28 protein-coding genes are annotated in these 21,442 nt (G+C 53.8%); 4 read left to right on the top strand and 24 right to left on the bottom strand.

The window, feature by feature from the left end:
- Positions 1 to 21 precede the first annotated feature (21 nt).
- From MHH28_RS21695 to MHH28_RS21745, 11 genes are all read right to left on the bottom strand, one after another.
- The gene (locus tag MHH28_RS21695) at positions 22 to 501 is read right to left on the bottom strand and encodes an NUDIX pyrophosphatase (RefSeq protein WP_405105444.1); all 480 of its coding nucleotides are present in this window, start codon (positions 499 to 501) and stop codon (positions 22 to 24) included.
- 31 nt (positions 502 to 532) lie between these two features.
- A complete protein-coding gene (locus tag MHH28_RS21700) occupies positions 533 to 952 on the bottom strand; it encodes a VOC family protein (RefSeq protein WP_405105446.1) in 420 nt (139 codons plus the stop codon).
- Positions 953 to 1,027: 75 nt separating this feature from the next.
- A complete protein-coding gene (locus tag MHH28_RS21705) occupies positions 1,028 to 1,996 on the bottom strand; it encodes a sigma-70 family RNA polymerase sigma factor (RefSeq protein WP_405105448.1) in 969 nt (322 codons plus the stop codon).
- Positions 1,997 to 2,013: 17 nt separating this feature from the next.
- Positions 2,014 to 3,102: an ankyrin repeat domain-containing protein gene (locus MHH28_RS21710; RefSeq protein WP_405105450.1), complete on the bottom strand. Its 1,089-nt coding sequence runs from the start codon at positions 3,100 to 3,102 to the stop codon at positions 2,014 to 2,016.
- 25 nt (positions 3,103 to 3,127) lie between these two features.
- On the bottom strand, positions 3,128 to 3,865 hold the full coding sequence (locus tag MHH28_RS21715) for a hypothetical protein (protein WP_405105451.1): 738 nt from the start codon (positions 3,863 to 3,865) through the stop codon (positions 3,128 to 3,130).
- Between the two features lie 44 nt (positions 3,866 to 3,909).
- A complete protein-coding gene (locus MHH28_RS21720; protein WP_405105453.1) occupies positions 3,910 to 4,470 on the bottom strand; it encodes a DUF4303 domain-containing protein in 561 nt (186 codons plus the stop codon).
- A gap of 29 nt (positions 4,471 to 4,499) precedes the next feature.
- Positions 4,500 to 4,970, bottom strand: coding sequence for an SMI1/KNR4 family protein (locus MHH28_RS21725; RefSeq protein ID WP_405105455.1), 471 nt, complete (start codon positions 4,968 to 4,970; stop codon positions 4,500 to 4,502).
- A gap of 33 nt (positions 4,971 to 5,003) precedes the next feature.
- Positions 5,004 to 5,540 (bottom strand): hypothetical protein, encoded by a 537-nt coding sequence (locus MHH28_RS21730; RefSeq protein ID WP_405105457.1) that lies wholly within the window; start codon positions 5,538 to 5,540, stop codon positions 5,004 to 5,006.
- Positions 5,541 to 5,576: 36 nt separating this feature from the next.
- On the bottom strand, positions 5,577 to 5,849 hold the full coding sequence (locus tag MHH28_RS21735; protein WP_405105459.1) for a hypothetical protein: 273 nt from the start codon (positions 5,847 to 5,849) through the stop codon (positions 5,577 to 5,579).
- Positions 5,850 to 5,864: 15 nt separating this feature from the next.
- The gene (locus MHH28_RS21740; protein ID WP_405105461.1) at positions 5,865 to 6,473 is read right to left on the bottom strand and encodes a hypothetical protein; all 609 of its coding nucleotides are present in this window, start codon (positions 6,471 to 6,473) and stop codon (positions 5,865 to 5,867) included.
- Between the two features lie 6 nt (positions 6,474 to 6,479).
- Entirely contained in the window at positions 6,480 to 7,052 is a 573-nt protein-coding gene (locus tag MHH28_RS21745; RefSeq protein ID WP_405105463.1) for a hypothetical protein, read from the bottom strand.
- Between the two features lie 103 nt (positions 7,053 to 7,155).
- Here MHH28_RS21745 and MHH28_RS21750 point away from each other — a divergent pair, with 103 nt between their 5' ends.
- Positions 7,156 to 7,782, top strand: coding sequence for a pentapeptide repeat-containing protein (locus tag MHH28_RS21750; RefSeq protein ID WP_405105465.1), 627 nt, complete (start codon positions 7,156 to 7,158; stop codon positions 7,780 to 7,782).
- Positions 7,783 to 7,819: 37 nt separating this feature from the next.
- On the opposite strand, the gene MHH28_RS21755 is transcribed toward MHH28_RS21750, so the two are convergent.
- Complete coding sequence (locus MHH28_RS21755; protein ID WP_405105467.1) at positions 7,820 to 8,863, bottom strand: SDR family oxidoreductase; 1,044 nt, start codon at positions 8,861 to 8,863, stop codon at positions 7,820 to 7,822.
- A 115-nt stretch (positions 8,864 to 8,978) separates the two neighbouring features.
- Here MHH28_RS21755 and MHH28_RS21760 point away from each other — a divergent pair, with 115 nt between their 5' ends.
- Together MHH28_RS21760 and MHH28_RS21765 are read left to right on the top strand one after the other, a co-directional pair.
- Positions 8,979 to 9,512 (top strand): TetR/AcrR family transcriptional regulator, encoded by a 534-nt coding sequence (locus tag MHH28_RS21760; protein ID WP_405105469.1) that lies wholly within the window; start codon positions 8,979 to 8,981, stop codon positions 9,510 to 9,512.
- 103 nt (positions 9,513 to 9,615) lie between these two features.
- The gene (locus MHH28_RS21765; protein ID WP_405105471.1) at positions 9,616 to 10,275 is read left to right on the top strand and encodes a glycosyltransferase; all 660 of its coding nucleotides are present in this window, start codon (positions 9,616 to 9,618) and stop codon (positions 10,273 to 10,275) included.
- Positions 10,276 to 10,796: 521 nt separating this feature from the next.
- Here MHH28_RS21765 and MHH28_RS21770 read toward each other — a convergent pair.
- The 4 genes from MHH28_RS21770 to MHH28_RS21785 form a co-directional block, all read right to left on the bottom strand.
- The gene (locus MHH28_RS21770; protein ID WP_405105473.1) at positions 10,797 to 11,162 is read right to left on the bottom strand and encodes a GntR family transcriptional regulator; all 366 of its coding nucleotides are present in this window, start codon (positions 11,160 to 11,162) and stop codon (positions 10,797 to 10,799) included.
- A complete protein-coding gene (locus MHH28_RS21775; RefSeq protein ID WP_405105475.1) occupies positions 11,159 to 11,815 on the bottom strand; it encodes an ABC-2 transporter permease in 657 nt (218 codons plus the stop codon). Before MHH28_RS21775 ends, MHH28_RS21770 begins: the two co-directional genes overlap by 4 nt.
- Complete coding sequence (locus MHH28_RS21780) at positions 11,808 to 12,662, bottom strand: ABC transporter ATP-binding protein (RefSeq protein ID WP_405105477.1); 855 nt, start codon at positions 12,660 to 12,662, stop codon at positions 11,808 to 11,810. Before MHH28_RS21780 ends, MHH28_RS21775 begins: the two co-directional genes overlap by 8 nt.
- A gap of 136 nt (positions 12,663 to 12,798) precedes the next feature.
- Positions 12,799 to 13,269 carry a VOC family protein gene (locus MHH28_RS21785; RefSeq protein WP_405105479.1) on the bottom strand — a complete coding sequence of 157 codons (471 nt, stop codon included), beginning with the start codon at positions 13,267 to 13,269 and terminating at the stop codon, positions 12,799 to 12,801.
- Between the two features lie 98 nt (positions 13,270 to 13,367).
- Between MHH28_RS21785 and MHH28_RS21790 the strand changes: the two genes are divergently transcribed.
- Positions 13,368 to 14,279 carry a helix-turn-helix transcriptional regulator gene (locus MHH28_RS21790; RefSeq protein WP_405105481.1) on the top strand — a complete coding sequence of 304 codons (912 nt, stop codon included), beginning with the start codon at positions 13,368 to 13,370 and terminating at the stop codon, positions 14,277 to 14,279.
- A gap of 53 nt (positions 14,280 to 14,332) precedes the next feature.
- Here MHH28_RS21790 and MHH28_RS21795 read toward each other — a convergent pair whose 3' ends face one another.
- From MHH28_RS21795 to MHH28_RS21830, 8 genes are all read right to left on the bottom strand, one after another.
- Positions 14,333 to 15,262 carry a sensor histidine kinase gene (locus MHH28_RS21795; protein ID WP_405105483.1) on the bottom strand — a complete coding sequence of 310 codons (930 nt, stop codon included), beginning with the start codon at positions 15,260 to 15,262 and terminating at the stop codon, positions 14,333 to 14,335.
- Between the two features lie 22 nt (positions 15,263 to 15,284).
- Positions 15,285 to 16,046 carry an ABC transporter permease gene (locus MHH28_RS21800; protein ID WP_405105485.1) on the bottom strand — a complete coding sequence of 254 codons (762 nt, stop codon included), beginning with the start codon at positions 16,044 to 16,046 and terminating at the stop codon, positions 15,285 to 15,287.
- Positions 16,039 to 16,962, bottom strand: a complete 924-nt coding sequence (locus MHH28_RS21805) for an ATP-binding cassette domain-containing protein (RefSeq protein WP_405105487.1) — start codon at positions 16,960 to 16,962, stop codon at positions 16,039 to 16,041. Before MHH28_RS21805 ends, MHH28_RS21800 begins: the two co-directional genes overlap by 8 nt.
- Before the next feature lie 83 nt (positions 16,963 to 17,045).
- A complete protein-coding gene (locus tag MHH28_RS21810; RefSeq protein WP_405105489.1) occupies positions 17,046 to 17,738 on the bottom strand; it encodes a response regulator transcription factor in 693 nt (230 codons plus the stop codon).
- A 138-nt stretch (positions 17,739 to 17,876) separates the two neighbouring features.
- A complete protein-coding gene (locus MHH28_RS21815; RefSeq protein WP_405105491.1) occupies positions 17,877 to 18,893 on the bottom strand; it encodes an alpha/beta hydrolase family protein in 1,017 nt (338 codons plus the stop codon).
- A gap of 4 nt (positions 18,894 to 18,897) precedes the next feature.
- Complete coding sequence (locus MHH28_RS21820) at positions 18,898 to 19,560, bottom strand: GNAT family N-acetyltransferase (RefSeq protein ID WP_405105493.1); 663 nt, start codon at positions 19,558 to 19,560, stop codon at positions 18,898 to 18,900.
- Positions 19,557 to 20,342 (bottom strand): MerR family transcriptional regulator, encoded by a 786-nt coding sequence (locus MHH28_RS21825; protein ID WP_405105495.1) that lies wholly within the window; start codon positions 20,340 to 20,342, stop codon positions 19,557 to 19,559. The genes MHH28_RS21820 and MHH28_RS21825 overlap by 4 nt, the downstream gene beginning before the upstream one ends.
- Before the next feature lie 64 nt (positions 20,343 to 20,406).
- Entirely contained in the window at positions 20,407 to 21,297 is an 891-nt protein-coding gene (locus tag MHH28_RS21830) for a LysR family transcriptional regulator (protein ID WP_405105497.1), read from the bottom strand.
- Between the last annotated feature and the right edge of the window lie 145 nt (positions 21,298 to 21,442).

The raw sequence follows: 21,442 nt of genomic DNA on the forward strand, positions 1-21,442 counted from the left end.
TGCAGCCCTTCTCCGGCCCTCTTATGGCGTGTCAACACGTAGCCACTCTGCTGGAGTCTTCTTGATGAAATGCTTCTCGATCGAAGCAAGCACGGCATCATTTCCCGGTAATGCGGCCCGTTCGATGGCTTCATTCACCGGCAGCCATTCATAATCACTATGCTCATGATTAAGAATGACATCCTGGGTCTCATCCACGTATCCCACGAACACTGGGGCGACGTAGATATAGTTCTCTTGTGCCGAATAGATCTGGTCGAAGGTATTGGAGGTGTAGAGAGCGACTTGGGTAATCCCCGTCTCTTCCCGAATCTCCCTTAATGCAGCCTCCCACGCTAGTTCCCCTTCTTCAATGCCCCCGCCGATATAGCACCAGGCATCCCTGAGTACCGAACCGGCCCGCTTCAGTAACAGGACATGATAACCAGAGGAGGTATTCCTCAGCAATACTACAGCAACACCTGTACAACGTATGGGTACTTCAACGTTCGTCTTCATCATGCCCGATGCTCTCTCCTATTCGTTCTCCACTCTATCCAAGCTCCGTATAAATCTGGAATGTCACCCCGAACTTGTCCGTCAGATCGCCGAAGCCGGGGCTGAACGGCTCCTCCCGAAACGGCATATTGACTTGACCGCCCTCCTGCAGCGCATCAAAAATTCTCCGCGACTCCTCCACACTATCCGTAGTCACGCAGATCGTTACCCGCTTCCCGCTCTCCACCGGTGTACCGCCGGGAGTATCCGAGAACATCAGCTCCGTGCCGCCCACCTGGACCTTGGCATGGGCCACCAGACTCCGTACCTCATCCGGGAACGTGTCCGGGAGGTCCGGCATATCACCATACGTCAGGATGGAGAGAACTTCAGCACCCATAGTCTGTGCATAGAACTGAATAGCCTCCTGCGTGCGTCCCTCCAGGGTGATGTAGGGAGTAAGTTTGACTGTCATTGTGTGTTCCTCCTTGAGTTCGGATTGGAATTGCCTGTGTGATTCATTAGTATAGACGTTCCGGCCGCGGCAGAATCATCGGTGCTCCGGCAATCCGAAGCGAATAAATAATTCAGCATCTATAAAATGATGAACATGCGCGATCTTCCCCCCGCTCAGCTCAAGCACATGAATCGCCCACGGGACCAGCAACCCGTCTTCTCCAGAGGGAACATACTGGGCAACGGCAGGCCGGTTCCCGTTCACCCGGACCGGTATCAACCGCGAGCCCACACAGTGACTGCGTGTGATCTGGTAGAAGGCCGCGAGATCCGCGCCGCCTTGCACCCACATCGTAAATGGCGGCATCGACAGGCTGCCGTTCTCCTGGAATAAGGCGAGTAGCGCAGCAATATTGTACTGTTCAAAAGCCTCCACGTACCGGGTAATCAGTCCTTCGTCCACTTCGTCATCGTCAGCCTGCAAGGCCTCGGACCGGAGCTGTGCCTTGGCCATGGTTGCCCGTGCCCGCTGCATCGCGCTGTTCACTGCGGCCACGGTCATCTCCAGTGCCCCGGCGGTCTCGGCTGCCGACCACCGGAAGACCTCCTGCAGAATCAGCACGGCACGCTGGCGGGGCGGCAGCAGCTGAAGCAGTGCAATGAAGGACAGCCGGAGGGTCTCTCTGCTGACCAGGATATTGCCAGGGTCATCCACATGGCCCGGAGCCGGCCAGATCCAGGAATGCTGAGGCAGGCTATCCCTAGGCTCCGTAACGGCAGCGGCCGGTTCCGAGAGATCCATCGGCAGCGCCCGCCGCTTGGCGCTCCTCAGCCGGTCCAGACAGACATTGGTGGCAATCCGGTACATCCAGGCCCTGCGTGAAGCCTGCTGCCTCATCTGCTCCTGATGCTTCCAGGCGCGGATCATGGTATCCTGGACGGCATCCTCCGCCTCGAAGATAGAACCCATCATCCGGTAACAATACCCGGTTAGCTCAGAGCGCATGTCCTCCAGCCCATTCAGGATCTCAGGGGTCTCATAGGTCTCACGGTTATGATTCAATTCAGACAATCCCTCCTTCATGATCCGTCCAGCTCCCCCTCCATGAACTGTATGAGGTAATGTTCAGGCTGCGCAACAAATTCCGGGAAGCTGCACAGATCTGCATACGTCTGATGCTCCAGATCATAACAGCCGAGCTGCCCCTTCTTCTGCGGATTCCAGACCAGCACCAGACCGGAATAATTGTCGATATCGGCAGACAGGCGCAGCAGCTTGCGCCGGCCGGCCTTCATCTCTATCGTGTCAGTGAAGCTGAAGAAGTCAATGTACCCGATCTCATACTCATTGGAGACCAGCGTCAGGCGCAGCTCGTCCCCGGTAAGGAACTGAACCAGTTCATCCGGCAGTTTATATTTGGCCAGCTCGTATTTCTTATTCTCCACATCATGAAGATCCGGCGGTTCCAGCGATTTCAGGTATTCCGCCATGGCGGTATGCTTGCTGCTGACAGCAATAGTATACGGCCGCTCGCCGTCCTTCTCCGTAATCATTATGTCCGCACCGCGTTCTACCAGGAAGCGGACCATGTTCAGATTCCCCATCCGTGCAGCCACCGTCAGCGGCGTCGCCCCGTAAGGATAGACCATATCCGGCTTGTTATAATTAATGTCTGCTCCCTGATCCAGCAGATAGGTAAGCGTCTTCAGATCATGGTCCGAGGCGGCCTGCCGCAGCACGGCGCCAGCATGTTGCCGGATGTCCAGACCCAGCTCATGGATCAGCGGGATATTCTTCTTGTTGCCATAGTAGGCCTGTGAATAAGCGCCCGATCCTGTCCGGCTGAGCAGGTCCAGCTTCGCGCCGTGCGCAGCAAGGTAGCGGACGATATCCTCCTTGCCATAACGGACCGCCTGCAGGAAGGCCGGATTCTGGCGGACATTCAGCTTCGCGCCATGCTCCACCAGCAGCTTCACCACCTGGGTCTGTTGCGTAATCATTGCCAGGTCTAGCGGACTGATCGTGGTACGCTTGCTAAGCTCCAGCTCCGCTTCGATATCCCAGCCCGCAGCAATCGCAGCCTGCAAGGCCGGAACATCTCCCTGATAGATCTGCAGCGCCCGCTCCGGCAGTACCTCGAATTTCCCTATGTCCTTCAGGACAATCATCCGCACCCCTCCTTACTCTCCACTCCTATGCATACAGCTCGCATCCCTTCGACAGAAGCCACTCTTTCATCTTGGCAGATACCTGCCCGGCAGCCTGCTCATAGAAGACGGCTACCTCCTGCCCACCCGCCAGATTCAGGCGGATATAGCCCCCCAGCTCCCGATAGAACAGGTAGCAGACGTAAGGATTCTCAATGAAGAGATCCGGCGGATGGTCCGCCCGGTACAGGTCAGCCAGCTCCTTGAGCGCCAGCGGGCCCGCTCCCGGCGGCATCCGCAGGAAGAAATGCTCGCGGGTTCCCGTCCACGGCTCATAATAGACGCTCTCCTCCTGGCTCCGCCCATACATCATGCGGTAGATGCCATCCAGGATCAGGGCATAGCCAACAGCTTCTTCCTCTTCCCCGGCTGGCAGCGGGATCGCTTGAATCCGCTCCGCATGGCGGGGCAGCCACAGCAACCCGTTCACCCGGGGATGGACCGCCAGGAAATCACCGTCCACAGTGGTCCCGATAGCCGTACACTCACCGATCTGCTGCTCCGTGATTGGACTGTCTTCATCATGCTCCCATAACCCGTATTCGGCAAAAGGCCGCAGCACCTCCGGGTCAGGGGCCTGCACATTCATCCAGCCCCGATACGTCCCTTCGCCGTACTGCTGCAAGAACCGGGTATAGGCTGGCGGATACTGGCCCTCGTTCGCCGTTTCAAGCAGGTGCTTGTAATGCTCAGACAGACCTATCGGCTCAGTTACGATATACATTCGTCATTCCCCCGGTTTCCAGCGTGAGTTATTCATCTATAATCTTATTCTGCTGCTTCCGCCAGCCAGGCCTGCATCGCCGGAGACTCCGCCCGGTTCAGCCGCAGGGCAATGTCTGTATTCCCCTCATCCGGCGGCATCACTTCGGCAAGCACGCATACGTCCTCCCGCGGCTGACTGAGCGCGAACAGGCCCTCAGCATCCAGCATCCGCATCGCCAGCTCCATGGCCTCCAGTCTCATAGTGAACTCATCGTTCCATTCCTTATCCTCCAGCTCCGCAATAGACGGACGCGCCTGGAAAGACTGCTTGACCTCATCGAAATACTCATCCCCGAAGCAGCAATAAGGCGAATCGGCATAAGACCATTTGATCAGCTCAGCCATCGCAGCTTCCGGCAAATCGCTGCCCTCTGCCTGTCTAGCCGCTTCCAGCTCCAGCGCTTCCCGCGACCAGGCGGATAGGCTTGGCGCATGTCCCTCGCCCGTTGTATACAACGTACAGTAATAATAATGCTCCCCATTCGCAAAAAGCCCGCGGAACGACCTCCGGGCTGCTTCCGCGATCTCCGCCGCCAACCGTTCTATTTCCTGCGCTGTATTCATGGCTGTCCTCCCTCTAACTGGCTGTTCCACTAAGGAATTCTAGGAGAACGCTCATCGATCAGCTGCTCCAGGAATCCGGCGAACGTAGGGGCATACTCCTCAATCAGATCATTCATCAGGTCATAACGCATGACCGGGAATTCCCCCTGTTCGTCGGGGGAAGAGGCATCGAAGAAATACAGCTCATCGCTATCCGGCACGAACAGGTCTAGCCGGTGCGGAAACCGGCTGACCCACCATTCCTCCGCCAGGTTCAGCCTATGGATATACAGCAGATCCCAGTCGGTATACTCCCTATGCTCAGGAGCAACCAGCGTCAGAATTTGCCCGTCCCCCAGGCTGGCACCCCCATAATGGGTCAGCCACCAGCGGTAGGACGGCGGCAGCTTGAAGCCCAACTCCTCCTCGGCTTCGGCAATCCAGCTCTCCTCGGCCCCATGGCCCGGAAACCACCGGACCGGGGAAGGCTTGCTCAATTTCTCTGTCAGACGTTCATACATCGTTGTGCTCCTCTCTCCCACATAGAGGGATGATTATAGATTGTCTGGATGAACAACGGTAGGAGCATCGTCATTCATGCGCAGCAGGATATACTCGACCTCTTCCAGCGGCAGCTTCAAGGCCTGACTGACCTCATAGATCCCCATCTCCTGGGAGAGGAGGATGCGTGCCTGATGGATTTTCCCTTCCAGCCAGTGGTGGGCCAGCATCCAGCTCTTCACCCGTTCCAGCAGCTGAGCTTGGGCGATTGTACCGGCATGCTTGTTATACTTCGCAATGGACTCTGCCAGATAGCTGTACAGGTGAATGCCCAGAGCCTCGCGCTGCTCATTCTTGGACATACGCTGGTACTGCTCATAGCTGAGGCTGAGGTCCAAATAGAGGGTATGATCTCCGCTGTCAAAGCGTCTGAACGTTCTCCGCCCGTAGTGATCAGGCAATACCCGGAACACAACGAAGATACCATAGGGGAATTCCCATGAGTTTGCCACTGCCTCTAACGGTTGTAATTCATCCCTTAGTACACCCACACATGTGCCATGGGTATCCAGCGTAAAACCCAATTGCATATTGCCTCCCTCCCACGGCTTAAGCCATCACTTGAACTATTTCCCCCTTCTATAGGCATCTGCCAGCTGGACCAGATACCAGACGGCCGCACCGGTCAGAGCCGCGAACAGCAGATTGATACAGCCGAATACAAGCAGTAATCCGGCTTTGCCTGGCCCGATCCGCACAGCAGCAGCGAGCTGGAGAATAGCAGGGAGCAGGAACATCAGCCAGGAGACGGTGATCAGCTTCTCGGTCTTGAAGCTCCACCAGACCGCCGAACACGATAGAGCAAGCACTCCCCAGGTACAGATCAACTTCAGCGCCATCCGCTCCCCTCCCTTTCATGGATGGATCACAAGTCCATATTGCCTGACGATCCATGAGTCGCTTAAGTCTTGAGCCGCAGCACGGCTGATGCGTACAGAGGGCTTCTGTTCCTCCATCGCCTCCGTGTCTTGCGCCGAGAAGCGGAGCGGCTTGGTTATTTTTTGAATAGAGCCGGTTATTTTCTTATACAGGGCATAGCTCAGCGGCTTATGCTCCCGGACATCCTCATAGTAATAATATTCCCCTTGCTCATCCTGAGCATTGACGCGATGCCCCTTGCCGCAAGAGATCAGGATACAGGGCAGCTCATTCTCTGCCCATTGCCCGTGATAGGGAATAGAGATCCCCTCATTTCTCGCAAAAAAACCAAAGCTCTCCGTGTCCGGCAGAACCGACATCGAATAGATGAAGAAAGGGCGCACCAAGCTCTCTTTTTCCGCAGCTGTATAATATTGATAGAAGGCGCGATACGCCTCCACCACCTGATTCTGATCATGCTCTGTACGGGTATAATTGGTTAAATAGTAGCGCACTTGCGTTGGCTCCAGAAGCTCTACGACTCTCTTGAGCTCCTCGGGTGTGATGAAGAAGCGCAGCTTGTAGAATCCGCTGTTTTTTAGCATCTTCTTCTACCACTCATAGGTAACAAAGCGTGCTCTGAGCGTCTCTTCATACGGCAGCCATTCCGCATCGCTCCATAGAGACATTCCAGTAATTTCGGACAGCCGCTCTACCGCTTGCTCCGGGCTGGTCAGGCTGATGAATCCGCCGAAGTCCTCAGCGTTCATCCCCAGCACTTGCTGCACATAATCATCATTGAGGCGCTCTTCCCGCAGCTGTTCGTATTCCTCCCGGGTCCACGGCTCACAGAAGATTCGTTCAGCCTGGATCTTCCCCTGCTCAAAGAACGACAGCTCGAAGATCTCCTCATTCATGTAGGCCACCGTCATCACCGGCTCCTCCAGCAGCGCGGACAACGTTCTGCCAGCCTTTTTCACCGTACCCCATACGAAATAATCATGAAGCACGCTGATCCAGCCCTCATGACTTTGGCTTACATAGATAATGGCCTTACGCTCCGGCGTCTCAGAATCAGGATATCCCAGAACCTTGCCATGCTTGGCGATCAGCTCTTTCAAGGCTTGAAGGGTCTTGTCCAGGTCACCTGACTTTATATGCAGATTTGCAAACGATCTTCCCACGGGTGGATGTCCTCCTTTAATGGCTTGTCTATAGTTACTTGGCATACTAACATATAAACTAGATTCCATTCATTTTACCAAATTATTGTAAGGAGGGGCTACCTTGAATAAGAAATTCCTCTTAGCCAGGTGGCAGGACGACCAGCTCGCTGAAGTGAACCGGCGTCTGGCCGCTATTTCAGGTAAACATAATCTGCATCAAAAAGACCGTTCCTTCCCCCTCTCTCCCTATGGACAGACGGAGGCAGGACTCAAGGATTACCGGGGGGTTACCCTGACCGGGAGCCTACAGTACCTCACGCTGCAGGATATTGATTTCTCTTATTCCCGGTTCGAGGATTCGGCAAGCCCCAACACCTCAACGCTTATCCATTGTTGCCTGGACGGAGTCAGACTGGACAACCGATATGTAACACATACCTTCAACCACTGTTCCTTCCGGGGAGCGAAGCTGAATGGTGCCAGGATCAGCAAGGAGTTCCTTGATTGTGATTTTACAGGCTGCAACTTAAGCAAAGTAATTGCAAATGACGTATCCTTCACACGCTGCCGCTTTGAGGGGGCTAACTTCCGCAGTGCCTTATTCATACATTGCCGGTTCGAGGAATGCAGCTTTGAGGGGGCGCTATTTCAAAACGGCTCAATCGCCGGAAGCCGCTTTGCGGGAGAGGCCCGCCTGCTGCCTGAGTGGGGAAATACGATACTGGACCATGTCAGATTTCAGGAGTGACCACTTGAACTTTATTCTTAATCGCATCTATGATTTGTCATTTTGTCTCTCCCTTAATTATGCCCAGCATACTCTCACCTGTGGCTACAATAGCCTCCTCTGCCGGGCGCGGGTTCCAGCCCAGGAGACGCTTCGCTTTCTCGTTACTGGTTGACATGTCTTGGCCCAGAAGGGTGGCTATCATTCTCAGCTTGGGATTGAACAACGCCGCAGCGCGGACCAGCAGATTGGGAAGCTCCCTTGTCGGCACATGTTCCGCGTCCTGCCCCAGGTGCCTCCGCAGAATCTTGGCCACCTCCAGCGTAGAGAGATTCTCGGCACTGGAAGCGATAAACCGCTCTCCCCTGGCTTCGGGCCGGACCATGGCCAGGATATGCAGCTCGGCTACATCCCGGACATCTACATAATCGGAATATATTTTCGGGACAGATTTCAGCTTGCCTTCCAGCATTTGACGGACAATCTGATTGGAGTGAGAATAATCTTTTCCCAGAATGGGTCCCATCACTCCTACGGGATTGACGGTTGCCAGCTCCAGCCCTCCGCCTTCTTGGCGGATATATTCCCAGGCTGCTTGTTCAGCAAGCGTCTTGGACTTTTGATAGGGATGGATGTTAGCTTCTGTATTAGACCAATCCTCTTCCGTATAAGGGCCTACATGCTGCTTATGCCCCACTCCTATGGCTCCGAAGGCAGAGGTTAGAACCACGCGTTTGACCCCGGCCTCACGCGCCGCCCGTAATACCCTCAGAACCCCCTCACACGCCGGCTGAATCATCTCATTCTCATTTCTATATATTCGGTTAGGCGTTGGAGAAGCTACATGAATCACGTAATCCGCCCCCTTCACCGCCTGATTCCAGTTCTTATCCGCAGTCAGATCCGCCTCTACAAACGACAAGTCCTCTATATGGGTCGCTCCGCCCGACACGGCCATGGCCTTCACTTCCTCTTGCCTGTCCATCGTCCGCAGGGTGGCCCGCACACGGTAATTCTTCTCCAGTAATTTCACAATGACATGCACAGCGATGAATCCTGAACCTCCGGTAACCAGCACCATAGGCTTGTTAAGCTCTGCCATGAGATATCCCCTCCAGTAGACGTTACACTTGTAACATGTTTTACCCTATAATAAGACTGGACCTTATCGATATCAAGACGGTAACAGGCATGTGTGACAGAATGGAGGAAGTGTAATGGCAGCTACCGATCATGCTCAATTGATCAAAAAAGACACAAGAGAATGGATCACCCTGGCCATGCTGGAGCTGCTTCGGACGAAAAAAATGCCAGAGCTGACCATCTCAGAGCTCGTCCGAAAAGCCGGCGTCAGCCGAATGGCCTTTTACCGGAATTATGACAGCCTGGAGCAGGTGCTGGTGGAGTACTATGAACCTAAGTTTGCTGATATCTTCTATAAAATCGCCCACAAAAAGAATAACGAGCAAAAGCTAACGGACCTCACCCGCTTTTTCCTAACCTTCTCTGATGACTTCCGGTTGGCTATTGAAGGTAATTTCACCGGGCTGCTGTATCAGAGCTTCAAGAAGCATATTACGCAGTTTTATGATGAGCTGATTCCGTTTCCGGACTGGACCGGGGCGAGACGGGAGTATTGGATTCATTTCATGAGTGCCGGCGTATTTGAGATCTGGATGATGTGGATCAGAAATGGCCAGCAGGAGACCCTGGAGGAGATCTCTGCGCTCATACGGCTTTTTCATAAATAAGCCCTTCGTGATCCTGCCCGCCATGAGGGATGTCCGCATATAACCATCTATCCAAGCCATAATAATACAGATTCACTCATTCCACCCAAAGGAGCAGTTGATTTTGAAAAAGCTATGGCTAATGGTGTTCACCCTCACGCTCGTATTCAATCTGGCGCAAGCCGCAGAACCGGTGCAGGCCCGGGCGGGCGGCAAGAAAGAAGCGAATGCCTGCTGGAGTCCGCAAAGGGTACAGCTGAGAAGTGAGATGCAGCAGGTGTGGATCGATCACACCATATGGACGCACAGCTATATTGTGAGCGCCCTCAACAATAACCCGGATCAGAAGGAAGTACTGGCGCGGCTGCTGAGGAATCAGGAGGATATCGGCAATGTTTTCAAGCCCTACTATGGGGAGGCGAACGGCAACAAGCTGGCCGGGCTGCTGAAGGAGCATATTCAGATTGCCGGACAGATTGTCGCGGCTGCCCAGAAGGGTAATGCGGCGGAGGTGGGGAAGCTGCAGACCGATTGGCACAGAAACGCCGATGAGATTGCCCGCTTCCTGAGCGGACTGAATCCGAACTGGTCCTATAAAGGATTGCAGGACATGCTGTATGAGCATCTTCAGCTCGTCACAGACATCGTGCTTGATATTCTCAAGGGAGATTACGCCGCTTCCATTGCTGCCACCGATAAAAACGAGGTCCACATGATTCATTTTGCCGACCTGCTGACAGAAGGCATTGTGAAGCAGTTCCCGGAGAAGTTCCAGGGGAAATAGAGTACGTGTCTCGTACCACACCTAACAAAATCACTCGCTGGTAAGAGGGGCATTAGTGCCCCTCTTTTTATTTTTTTGGCTGCATCCGGCTCACGTACTTTTGCGTCAGCACATTGAAAGTGGGCAGGAGGCGGTAATGAAGTGCACTAGTGCACCTGAATCCGCTGAAAGTGGGCGATACGCGATAATGAAGTGCACTAGTGCTCCTGAATCCGCCGAAAGTGGACGATACGCGGTAATGAAGTGCACTAGTGCACCCGAATCTGCTGAAAATGGGCGATACGCGATAATGAAGGGCACTAGTGCACCTGAATCCGCCAAAAGTGGGCGATACGCGATAATGAAGGGCACTAGTGCACCTGAATCCGCCAAAAGTGGGCGATACGTGGTAATGAAGTGCACTAGTGCACCTTAGCCCACGCACCTTGTGCGGTTCTGGAGTCGCCACACATAACAAAAAGGCTTTCCACCCCCTCACAAGAGGGATCGTGAAAAGCCTTTTCCTATACAGTCACTATAGTTCAATAAATCTTGCCCAGCAGCGCGGTCACTTCATCAAGCGTAAGGCCGAAGGACTTATAGTACGAGATGTCGCCCTTCATCTGCGTGAGGACCATCTCATTGCGTATCCGCAGCATCTCCTCCGGTGAGAATTCGGCGACAAAGCAGCCTTTGCCGGTTACCGTGTTGATCAGCCCGCTCCGCTCCAGCTCCTCCCAGGCCTTCTTCACTGTGATGACACTGACATGAAGCTCCAGGGCAGCCTGCCGGATAGGCGGTAAGCAATAGCCGCTTGCCAGCTCGCCTTTGAGAATCTGTGCGCTGATCTGTTCGTGCAACTGCTGGTAGATCGGTTTGTCCGAGGTGCTTGAGATGGATACGTTCATAGTATCTCCACTTTGAGGAATCTCCGTACCGCAATCCGGTAGGCAATCAGGGTAAAGGCAGCGAAAATGAGGATACCCCCGATCAGAATAGAGAACTGAAGCGTCGTATTATGAGCCCCTGAGCCGTAGAATATGCCGTGTACCCAGCTATTCTGGATGCCGGCCCATTGGACCAAGCCGGCGAACAGGATCGCCGCAGCAGTCGATGCGGTTGTTGCCGCGCCATATTTATAGGCCGTCTTGTAGTACATAGAGATAAATATAATGTTGAAGACCGCCAGCATGATGAAGCACAAGCCCCAGAAGCCCATATAGGGCGGAAAGAAAATGTAAGTCAACTGCGGGTACAGACGAAACGTAAATATACTGAAGATCATGGCGATGAGCAGATGCATCAGCTCAAGAATGACAATCACAGTGATTCTGGACTTCACGATGTCCGGTTTGGTGACAGGCATCATCGTGCTGAATATCAGATCATTCTGGCTTTTGAATCCGCCGAACATGTTCGGTATGGTGATGAAGCAGAAATACAGCGGAACCAGGAAGTAGACCCAGCCGGGAATGAGCATCAGACCCCCCATAATTACAGGTAATACGAAGAACCAGGGATTAACACCTAACTTCAAATCCTTCAGCACCAGATTATACATATACACCCTCCTTTTTGGCAAAGTAGATCATGATGTCGTCAAGCGTCGGGATAGCCGCGTTAAGCGCCCAGGCGGGATCGATGTCGCTTACATGAATCAATCCGGTGAAGCCGAAGGAGTTGATTTTGTGGGAGATCAGCCGCCCCTTCACTTCATGAAGCTGGGACTCGCTGCCGCTAAGTAACCGGTAGGACTCCTTGAACTCGTGCTTCTCGCTACTTGCCACAATCCGCCCTTGCTCAATGAAGGTGATATAGTCCGCACAGCGTTCGAGGTCAGAGGTAATATGCGTGGAGAACAGAATACTGATCTCCCCGCCCATGATAAGCTCCTGGAAAATATCCAGCAGATCGTCTCTGGAGACCGGATCGAGTCCGCTGGTCGGCTCATCCAGAATCAGCAGTCTGGCGCCATGCGACAGGGCCAGGGCCAGGCTGTACTTCACCTTCATCCCGGTGGACAGCTCCGCTATTTTTTTATTCTCATCCAGTTTGAACCGCTTGAGATAGCTGTAATACGTGTCGTCATTCCAGTTCTTATAGAATTTCTTCGTAATCCCCGTCAGCGTCTTAAGCCTGCTGCGTGTATAGAAGTCGATATCACCGAAGGCACAGCCGATGTCCTGCTTCAATTCCATCTCGTGTTCAGCAATATTCTTGCCCAGAATGCGGACCTCGCCGCTGTCGGGTTGAACCATATTCAGGATCGATTTGATCGTGGTCGTCTTGCCTGCACCGTTCACTCCGATGAAGCCCATAATGTAGCCCAGCTCTAATTGAAAGGAGACGTCTTTGATCTGAAAATGAGGATATTTTTTATTTAAATTCCGGATATCTAAGGCCAGCATAACAAACCCCCTTGAAAATTGTGTATTCCGTGTATACACAATGTATCATGGGGGTAATCCAAAAGTCAATCCTATGCAGCTATGGAGGGTGAGAAATCCTTCCGCTTCCGTCCTACCAGTATTCCGCTAACATATTTCAGTGAGTGTCCCGGCTGGCTATCACCTTATCGAGGTACGTTACTGCGTCACTGTTGAACTTCCACCCAATACCGAACTTGTCCACGATCATCCCGAAGCACGAGGACCAGGGTGTGCTGGAGAGCGGCATGATCACAGTTCCCCCCTGGGACAGATGATTATAGTACTCTTCGAGCTTCTGCTTATCCTGAGTGATGAGGCTGATCATGAACTGGTTCCCCTTCACGAGTTCCCCTGTAACCTGCTGCATAGAGGGCAACAGATCGGACATCATGAGGGTACCGCCTGGGAACTCTATCATAGAATCCATAATCATCGCTAACTCATGGTCCGGCAGGGGATAGCTCGGGTCCTGCGGAATATCTCCGAATTTGATCTTTTTCACTGTAGTAGCCTGCAATGCCTCCGCATAGAACTCAATCGCTTCCCCGGCAACACCATCGAAATTAATATAGGCAATAGCTGACATAGAGCATAACCTCCCTCTTAGATAAATGTAGTATAATACACGATAGGTGACGGCTATATGTCACCGTTTCACACTTAACTCAAGAAAGAGGTAAACCGATGGATAAGATTGAGCGGCTGATCTCTATCACTATGATTCTGCTGAAAAAAGATATTGTGCCCAGCAGTGAATTCGCCCAATTATTCGGCGTGTCCAAACGCACGATTCTCCGCGATATGGAAGCACTCAGCCTAGCTCACATTCCTATATACGCCACACCCGGCGTGCAGGGCGGCTACGGCATTATGGAAGAATACAAGATGGACAAGCGGCTGCTGAGCAGCTCCGACCTGGAGAATATACTGGCTGCACTCGGCGGGCTGGGGCAAATTCTGATTAGCGAGGATGTAGCCATGACGATCCGGAAAATAGAAGCGATGGTTAGCCCGCTCGCTTCTAAGGGGTCGGTGCAGCTTTCCTTTTATGATTGGGAGGGACGCGCGGAGCTTGCCGGAGCCATGAAGATCTGTCAGGAGGCTATCGCCGGGAGCTTTCTGCTCTCTTTTGACTATACCGACAGAACGGGCACTCCCACGACACGGACCGTGGAGCCTTATCAGCTTCATTTCAGTGAATCGAGCTGGTATCTGAAGGGCTTCTGCCTGGAGCGGATGGGCATCCGCATGTTCAAACTCTCCCGGATGGAGCAGCTTGAGCGGAAGGAACAGACCTTCAGCCCCAGAGTGGAAATGCTGAATCAGGCTCGGGAGGATGAAGTTCCACCGCAGTTAACCGAAGTGAAGGCGCTAATCTCACCGGGGATTAAGGATCAATTCATAGAACGGTATGGCCGCAAGAGCATTGAAGCCTACAGCGCAGAGTACCTGCTGGCTACGCTCTACATTCCGCAGAACCGGATCGGCTATCAATTCCTGGCCGGCTTCGGCACCCATCTGGAGATTATGGAGCCGAAGACATACCGTGAGGAATTCCGTAAGTATCTGCTGGAAATGATCAGCCGGTATACTTAGAAATCTCTAGGCGGGGGCTGGCTGTACGATGGGGATACCTCTAACCTTAGGATTCAGCGGTAATGGGGATAGGCTTCACCCTGTAACCACAGCGGCCAACGGCAGACCATGGTTAACTTATTCTCTTGCAGCTCTGCTGTCAGCGTACCGTTCATTTTATTCATGAGGCTTTTGGCAATCGATAGACCCAGTCCTGAGCCTTGTGCAGAACGGGTGCGGTCTACTGTGTAGAAGCGGTCGAACAGCAGCCGTACATCCAGTTCGGACAGGTCCCTCGTCTCGTTCGTAATCCTAAGCTCTGCTGTCGTCTCCCGCTGCCCGAAGCAGATAGTCACCTGGCCGGCAGCATGCTTGATTGTATTCATTAGCAGGTTCTCTATGACCCTCCGCACAGCTGATTCGTCAGCATATATTGCCACAGGTTCCTTCGGAAGCCGGATGTCCGGCGTGAGGCCCGCCTCATTGAACGGATCATAGAAGCCGACCAGCGTATCCGACAGCAGGACCGTCATTACAATCCGCTCGGCCTTCAGCTGATAATCCGCAGATTCGATTAAGGACAGCTCGAAAAAATCGTTCAGCAGCGCTTGAAGCCGCTTGGTCCGGTTTTTGACAATGTAGAGGTATTCGTGCTTCTCCTCAGGCGTTATCGGCTCTACTTCCAGCAATTGAATATAGCCAAAGATGGAGGTCAGCGGCGTGCGGATGTCATGAGAGATGTTGGCAATCGCCTGACGCAGCTCATTCTCTGTCCGCCTCCGGTTCGCCTCTGCCTCAACGATCAGGTCGGACTGGCAGTTAATCTGGTCTGCGAGTGCTTCGAGCCGCTTGTCAAATAGCGTCACCTCCAGCTTTTTGCCGGTAGTCCGTTGATTATGGCGGCGAAGCTGTGCGGTCATCCGCCCCAGCTCCCGCCTCAGTACCAGAGAATAGGCCAGCAGGAGAGCCGCCGCTGCAACTGATATGAGCGTTAGGATTAACACGACTCTCCCTCCCCCTCTTCCCTTATTTAATCTCCTTCTTACGGAACACGAGAACTCCCAGCAGTCCGGAGACGGCAATAGTCAGCAGCGGCACAAGCAGGAGCGCCGGCAGATCGCCGCCGTCTATGCGGGTCTTGCCGATCTCACCCAGCAGCTTGAAGACCGAGTAATCGTAGACCGGATTTAAGACAGGGATATATTCCCCCAAGACGCCTAATACCGTATTGATCATCAGGAAGAAGGCCATCAGGAAGCTGATGGTTCTGCCGCTTTCGGTGAACAGCGCCGTGAATAACGCCCCAATCGCTGCATAGCTTGCAGTGTACAGCAGCGTGAAGCCGAGGACCCGGGGGATGTAGAAGGCATCCACGCCCTCCGGCAGCTGCCCGAAGCCTGAGAGGAGCGAGACTTCAGCCATACTGACTAACGGGAAGATCAGCGAAATCACCATGGCTCCCGCTGAGAATCCAATCAGCTTGGCTGCGTACAACCGCCCTCTGTCATTGCCTGACGCTGCCGCGGTCTTCATGACACCAGTTGTATATTCGCTGGCGATGAAGAAGCCCGCCAAGGCGGCGATGCTGAATTTGATGACATACCCGTTGCTTGCCACAAATTTCACCAGAAATTCGGCACCGGTGAACTGCGGCTTGCCGCCGGACTTATTGTCGATATAGTAGAGGAGCGGATAGGCCAAAGAGAGTAAAACGATGATGAGCAGCAGCACATGGAACGACCGGTCCTTGCGCAGCTTGAACAGCTCGGCTCTGATCAGGTTATACATTCCCGGCACCCCCGATCCGCTTCATGAAATAGCTCTCCAGGTCTTCACCCATCGGCATCAGCTGCTCAATGGTAAGGCCTGCGGAGAATAGCGCCGTAGATACCTTGCCGGGTTGTTCCCTATATCCGTACAGCTTAATGACTCCATCCGGCATCACCTCGAAGTCTGTAGTGCCCAGCTCGTTCTGGATCACCATGGCCGCTCTGTCCGGATGATCCGCTTTGATATGCACATACTGCTGGCATTTATCGTTCAATTCCCGGGCCGTCAGCTGCTCCAGCAGCTTGCCGTGATGGATAATCCCATAATGGCTGGCGAGTAGATGCAGCTCACTCAGTATATGACTGGAGATTAGAATCGTTAGCCCCCGTTCATGATTGAGCCGCTTCAGCAGTTCGCGCATTTCGATCACGCTCATCGGATCAAGCCCATTGGTCGGCTCGTCCAGAATCAGAAATTCCGGGTCGCTCAGCATGGCGATGGCAAGGCCCAGCCGCTGCTTCATGCCCAGCGAGAAATTCTTCACCTTCTTCCTGCCTGTTCCCTGCAGTCCAACCAGTTCCAGCATTCTGCGGATACAGTCTTTGCCGGGAATGCCCCGGAGAAGGCGGTTCACCTCCAGATTCTCGCTGGCCGTCATGTGCGGGAACAAGGAGGGCCCTTCGATAATCAGCCCCATCCGCTTCCTGGCCTCGGTCAACTCCCGTTCCGTGCCAGTGCCGAATAGCTCAATCGTCCCTTCCGATGGATAGGCAAGTCCGGTGACAATACGCATCAGCGTTGATTTGCCGGCTCCATTCTGTCCAATGAAGCCATAGATTGAGCCTTTACGGATCGATACATTCACTTTATCCAGTGCTACACTGCCTTTGAATCTCTTGCTTAATTGATTCGTCTGCAATACATATTCACTCATTGCTGTCTTGGCCCCCCTTATGTGATAGACCAAGTATAGAAATCGAAACTTAAGAAGGGCTAAAGCGAATCCTTAAGAATGTCTTAAGTCTTCAGCCGGTAGCCCATTCCCCAGACCGTCTCGATATACTCGCTTCCCGGTGCCGCCTTGGACAGCTTGCTCCGCAAATTGCTCATATGGACATTCACCGTATTATCGTCACCGTAATAAGGCTCCTCCCATACACTCTCATACAGATTGGCCTTGGTGAATACCTTCTGGGGTTCCGATAGCAGCAATTTGAGAATGTCATACTCCCGTGCCGTCAGAGCCGCCTCTGTCCCCTCTGCCGTTACCACCATGGAGTCACAGTCAAGCACAAGGCCGTTATGCTCCAGGATGCGGGTTACAGCTGGTGGCGTAATCTGTGTTAACCGGCGCAGATGGGAGTCAATCCGCGCGGATACCTCCTCAATATCAAAAGGCTTTGTAATAAAGTCATCTGCACCTCCGCGCAGCGCTGACACTTTGGTCTGCTGCTCCCCCTTCGCCGAGATGATAATCACGGGCATCCCCCCGCGCAGGCGAATCCACTTCAGCAGCTCCTCGCCTGGCATTCCCGGCAGCATCAGATCGAGCAGAACCATACTCCATTCCCGCTGCTCCAGATAGAGCAAGGCCTCTGTTCCGGAGAAGGCAGGCTGGGGCAGGTATCCGCTCTTCCTGATAATGCTGCACAGCAGCCGGCTAATGTCACTGTCATCTTCAGCAACCAGAATCGTAATTGGCTTGTCCATCGGTTCTCCTCTTGTCACCCATAATCCGCAGCTGATCTAATTTTTGAATTCTTTAGCCTATATGATAGACCATTGCTGCCGCAAGTTCCAGAGAATGCGCGCGCGCGAGGACATTATCCTATTCATCAGCCGCCTGTGTTAATTCAGCTCCTTCAGAAAGTCCTCAATCTGATCCATATAGCCCGGCACGGTGATGTGCCGCGGGGCGAACAGACTGATCATGAGCGCCCGGAAGCTGGAATCCGCCGTCTTCTTGCTCAGCATGGAATGCTCTGCCTCCGGGAAGACCGCCACGCTCAGCAGCTCCGGCCGGACGAGCTTGCGGTACACCTGCTCTGTCTCCTGCCAGTCTACATGAATATCCTGCTGGCCCAGCAGCAACAGCACCGGGGAATGGAATTGCTTAAGATCCTCCCCGGCATCCGACAGGTAATTTTTGCTGACAAAGGTCCACCGCTCCCGCGTCATCGGGCTGTCCTCTCGTGCCGCAGCTAGATAATCCTCATAGCTCGCCTTGCGCGCCAGAAGATCCCGAATCTCGTTGTTAGATGCTATTTCCGCTTGAATCTCCGCTTCCGATTTCCCTTCCTGCAGCATTTGCTGCCGGGTATGATAGGCACCCTGGCGCAGCCAGTTAATAGCCGGGGAGACCAGGATGCTGAAGGCGAGCGGCTCCTTGCCCGCCAGCTTGGGAATCACCCAGCCTGCCTGACTGGCGCCCCACACCCCGATCCGGTCGGGATCGATGTCCGGCTGCTTCCGGGCCCATGTGATAGCCTCGCGGGCTTCCTCCACCCGGTCATCTATACTCTGATCCAGCCAATTTCCCGCCGAACCGCCGATCCCTCTTTTATCAAGAGACAAGGAGGCATACCCCAGACTGGCCAACCGCTCCCATAGCGGCTTATATCCGTCATCATGCGAGGCATTAATCGGTCCGTCCCCATGGATGAAGAGGACAAGTCCCAGCTTGCCGGAAGCGGAAGACTCCTTAGGCAACACCAGCGTTCCGGTCAGCTTGCCTTCGGGCGACGCAATCTCGATGGCCTGCTCCGTCATCTCAAAGCGGTTCTGCTGCACAATGTATATCCCCGCACCGCCAAGGAGTAGCACTATAATTAGCAGAGAAATCCATAGTTTCTTCGTTGTCCTCATTTCTTTATCCGCACCTCTTCTGAACCATGTATTCCCAGCGCAATTCATTGAACAATAAGTACAGGGTATAACGTGTCTCCCGGGCTTCCGTGTGGAAAGACCACTTCCCGTATAGCTGACGGGCATGCGGGTTACCGGCTGATACATGCAGGCTGAGACGATTCAGTCCCGGGTCGGTTTCTACAAGCTTCTGCGCCCACTCTATAAGCAGCCTTCCCACCCCCTTGTTCTGATGCTCCGGGTGAACCGCGAGGTCGGTAATATAACACTCGCCTGCTGCCGGGGTATGGTCTAGTACATAGAGGCCGATCAGCATTCTGATCATGCCCCGTTTGCCTAATAGCTGTGAGGTTCCCGGTAACGGAGACGTCTGCTTGCTCCCCATAAGGTCCGCTTCAGGTCTACGCTTAACCGAGATGCTGCCAATCACCTCCCCCTGCTGCACAGCTACCATCCTGTGTGTATAGGGATCAGCAGGAGCATACTGAAGCAGCAACTCGAAGCACCCTGCCAGCTCTGCCTCCTTCAGCCTGAGCCGGTTCTGGAATTTCCCTTGAAAAGCTTGAGCCAGCAGCTGCCCCACTGCACGATTATACCTCGCCTCCATAGGTTCGATAGTTACTGGCGCTGTGCTTATTGACGTTGTACCTGTTGGCATCGTTCTCATACGGAACCTCTCCCTTCCACGGGTGCAGCCGGGCCGATGCAGGCCCTCAGCTCATAATGCAGCTTGCCCGGAACGAACAGGGAGAGATAAGAACGTTCAATGACCACCAGCGGTCCCGCGAGAGGAATCACTTGTGCAGCAGCATGCTCCAGCAGCCGGCCGGTCCATTGCTCCAGCTCCTCCTCGCGGGCCACACATTGCAGAGTCAGATACTCCCCTTCCGGTAAAATAACTCCGCCCGCCTCCGGCTGTTCCAGACACAAGGTCACAGCGCCCGGCTCCTCCAGCACATAATACATATCCGATTCGAACAGATCCGGTATCCCTGCCGCCTGCTCCGCAAGCAGCGCTGCACTCAGCTTCCTGTGTGAATCCAGCTTAATCACCTGCATAAGACTTGTAGCCTTACACTTCTTGATCTGAAAGGTCTCAGGTGAGGTGCTGTAGCTCTGCTGTTCCTCCAGCATTTTACGGATGAACTGCCGAAGCTCCCGGAGGCGGCGCAGCTCTTGCTCAATCCCCTCCAGAGAATGCTCCAGAAGCCCGCGATGCTGCTCCGGACTATAGCCCATACATTCATTAATGGACTGAACAGGCACTTCAAGCTTGCGGAGCAGCAGGATATGCGCGAGCTGATACACTTGATCCATACTGTACATTCTGTACTGATTCTCACCGGTATAAGCAGGCTGCAGAACACCCTTCTCTTCAAAATACCGGATCTGGTGAACCGATACATTCATCAGCTTGGCCAGTTCACTAATTGTTATTTCATTTCTCATCCTAATCACTCCCCGGACTGCGGCTTGGAATATCCCTACGATACACCCTGGGTCAGACCTAAGGTCAAGGGGAGGATTCGAGATCCCGGGCCAGACGGATAAAAGCCTCAATTGCCGGGGAGAGCCACTTCTCCTCATGCCAGAACATTTGGGTGGCAAAGGATACTGCGGTCAAATCCCACGGCAGGGAGATCAGCTCCCCCCGCTTCAATTCTTCGCTTACGGCCATTTCAGGCAGGATGGCGATGCCCATGCCCAGCTTCGCACATTGTTTGATGGCTTCTGCGCTATGAAACTCAAGTTCCGTAATGCCCGCCATCCCCTTCTGCGACAGGCTGCGCTCGAAGAAGCCGCGGTAGGAGCACCCTTGCTCCGTCAGTAAGAACGTTTCACCGTGGAAATCCTCGATAGCCAGCGCCGGACGCGACGCCAGCGGATGATCGGGAGCAGCCAGAAGGCAGAAGCGTTCCTCCCTTATTTTTTCTCCGCAGAATCCGCTCTCGCCCTTCACTTCATCCAGCATGAAGATCACATCGACATCCCCGTCCCGCAGACTCTGCCTGAGGCTTGGACTCACGAGCGGCAGGAAGATCAGCCGGACTCCGGGATGGAGCTTACGGAACTTGCGCAGCACGGCGGGAAGCCGGTAGGTGCATAACGTCTCATCTGCGCTGATCACGAGGGTGCCTGTCAGCTCGCCGGGCTGCTTGAGGGCGTGCTGCGCCTCCTCCACCATACACAGGATGTTATCCGCATAACGCAGGAACGTTTTTCCGGTATCGGTTAACGTCACATTTTTGCCGAGCCGGTCCACCAGCTTCACTCCTAATTCTTCCTCCAGGGCCTTCATTTGCATCGTAACCGTTGAGGGAACGTAGTTCTGCGCTTCGGCGGCGCGGGCGAAATTGAGCGTGGAAGCCAGCGTATAAAAGGTTTTAAGTTGGCGCAATTCCATTCTGTATCACCCCTTCATTCAAAAAAAATGAACGTTCCATTCAGAAACGTTTCTTTGACTTAACCTTAGCAGCATCGTAGAGTGATGACAAGAACGGCGGCCGATTCCGTTATGAATGTACAAGGATATGAAACCACAAGGAGCG

Origin of the sequence: Paenibacillus sp. FSL K6-1217 (genome assembly GCF_045040735.1) — a bacterium.
GTDB lineage: Bacteria > Bacillota > Bacilli > Paenibacillales > Paenibacillaceae > Paenibacillus_AQ.

Coding starts and splice junctions, on each gene's coding strand:
- MHH28_RS21695 (WP_405105444.1), bottom strand. CDS start 501: ATGATGAAGACGAACGTTGAAGTACCCATACGTTGTACAGGTGTTGCT.
- MHH28_RS21700 (WP_405105446.1), bottom strand. CDS start 952: ATGACAGTCAAACTTACTCCCTACATCACCCTGGAGGGACGCACGCAG.
- MHH28_RS21710 (WP_405105450.1), bottom strand. CDS start 3,102: ATGATTGTCCTGAAGGACATAGGGAAATTCGAGGTACTGCCGGAGCGG.
- MHH28_RS21715 (WP_405105451.1), bottom strand. CDS start 3,865: ATGTATATCGTAACTGAGCCGATAGGTCTGTCTGAGCATTACAAGCAC.
- MHH28_RS21720 (WP_405105453.1), bottom strand. CDS start 4,470: ATGAATACAGCGCAGGAAATAGAACGGTTGGCGGCGGAGATCGCGGAA.
- MHH28_RS21725 (WP_405105455.1), bottom strand. CDS start 4,970: ATGTATGAACGTCTGACAGAGAAATTGAGCAAGCCTTCCCCGGTCCGG.
- MHH28_RS21730 (WP_405105457.1), bottom strand. CDS start 5,540: ATGCAATTGGGTTTTACGCTGGATACCCATGGCACATGTGTGGGTGTA.
- MHH28_RS21735 (WP_405105459.1), bottom strand. CDS start 5,849: ATGGCGCTGAAGTTGATCTGTACCTGGGGAGTGCTTGCTCTATCGTGT.
- MHH28_RS21740 (WP_405105461.1), bottom strand. CDS start 6,473: ATGCTAAAAAACAGCGGATTCTACAAGCTGCGCTTCTTCATCACACCC.
- MHH28_RS21755 (WP_405105467.1), bottom strand. CDS start 8,863: ATGGCAGAGCTTAACAAGCCTATGGTGCTGGTTACCGGAGGTTCAGGA.
- MHH28_RS21760 (WP_405105469.1), top strand. CDS start 8,979: ATGGCAGCTACCGATCATGCTCAATTGATCAAAAAAGACACAAGAGAA.
- MHH28_RS21770 (WP_405105473.1), bottom strand. CDS start 11,162: ATGAACGTATCCATCTCAAGCACCTCGGACAAACCGATCTACCAGCAG.
- MHH28_RS21775 (WP_405105475.1), bottom strand. CDS start 11,815: ATGTATAATCTGGTGCTGAAGGATTTGAAGTTAGGTGTTAATCCCTGG.
- MHH28_RS21780 (WP_405105477.1), bottom strand. CDS start 12,662: ATGCTGGCCTTAGATATCCGGAATTTAAATAAAAAATATCCTCATTTT.
- MHH28_RS21785 (WP_405105479.1), bottom strand. CDS start 13,269: ATGTCAGCTATTGCCTATATTAATTTCGATGGTGTTGCCGGGGAAGCG.
- MHH28_RS21790 (WP_405105481.1), top strand. CDS start 13,368: ATGGATAAGATTGAGCGGCTGATCTCTATCACTATGATTCTGCTGAAA.
- MHH28_RS21800 (WP_405105485.1), bottom strand. CDS start 16,046: ATGTATAACCTGATCAGAGCCGAGCTGTTCAAGCTGCGCAAGGACCGG.
- MHH28_RS21805 (WP_405105487.1), bottom strand. CDS start 16,962: ATGAGTGAATATGTATTGCAGACGAATCAATTAAGCAAGAGATTCAAA.
- MHH28_RS21810 (WP_405105489.1), bottom strand. CDS start 17,738: ATGGACAAGCCAATTACGATTCTGGTTGCTGAAGATGACAGTGACATT.
- MHH28_RS21815 (WP_405105491.1), bottom strand. CDS start 18,893: ATGAGGACAACGAAGAAACTATGGATTTCTCTGCTAATTATAGTGCTA.
- MHH28_RS21820 (WP_405105493.1), bottom strand. CDS start 19,560: ATGAGAACGATGCCAACAGGTACAACGTCAATAAGCACAGCGCCAGTA.
- MHH28_RS21825 (WP_405105495.1), bottom strand. CDS start 20,342: ATGAGAAATGAAATAACAATTAGTGAACTGGCCAAGCTGATGAATGTA.
- MHH28_RS21830 (WP_405105497.1), bottom strand. CDS start 21,297: ATGGAATTGCGCCAACTTAAAACCTTTTATACGCTGGCTTCCACGCTC.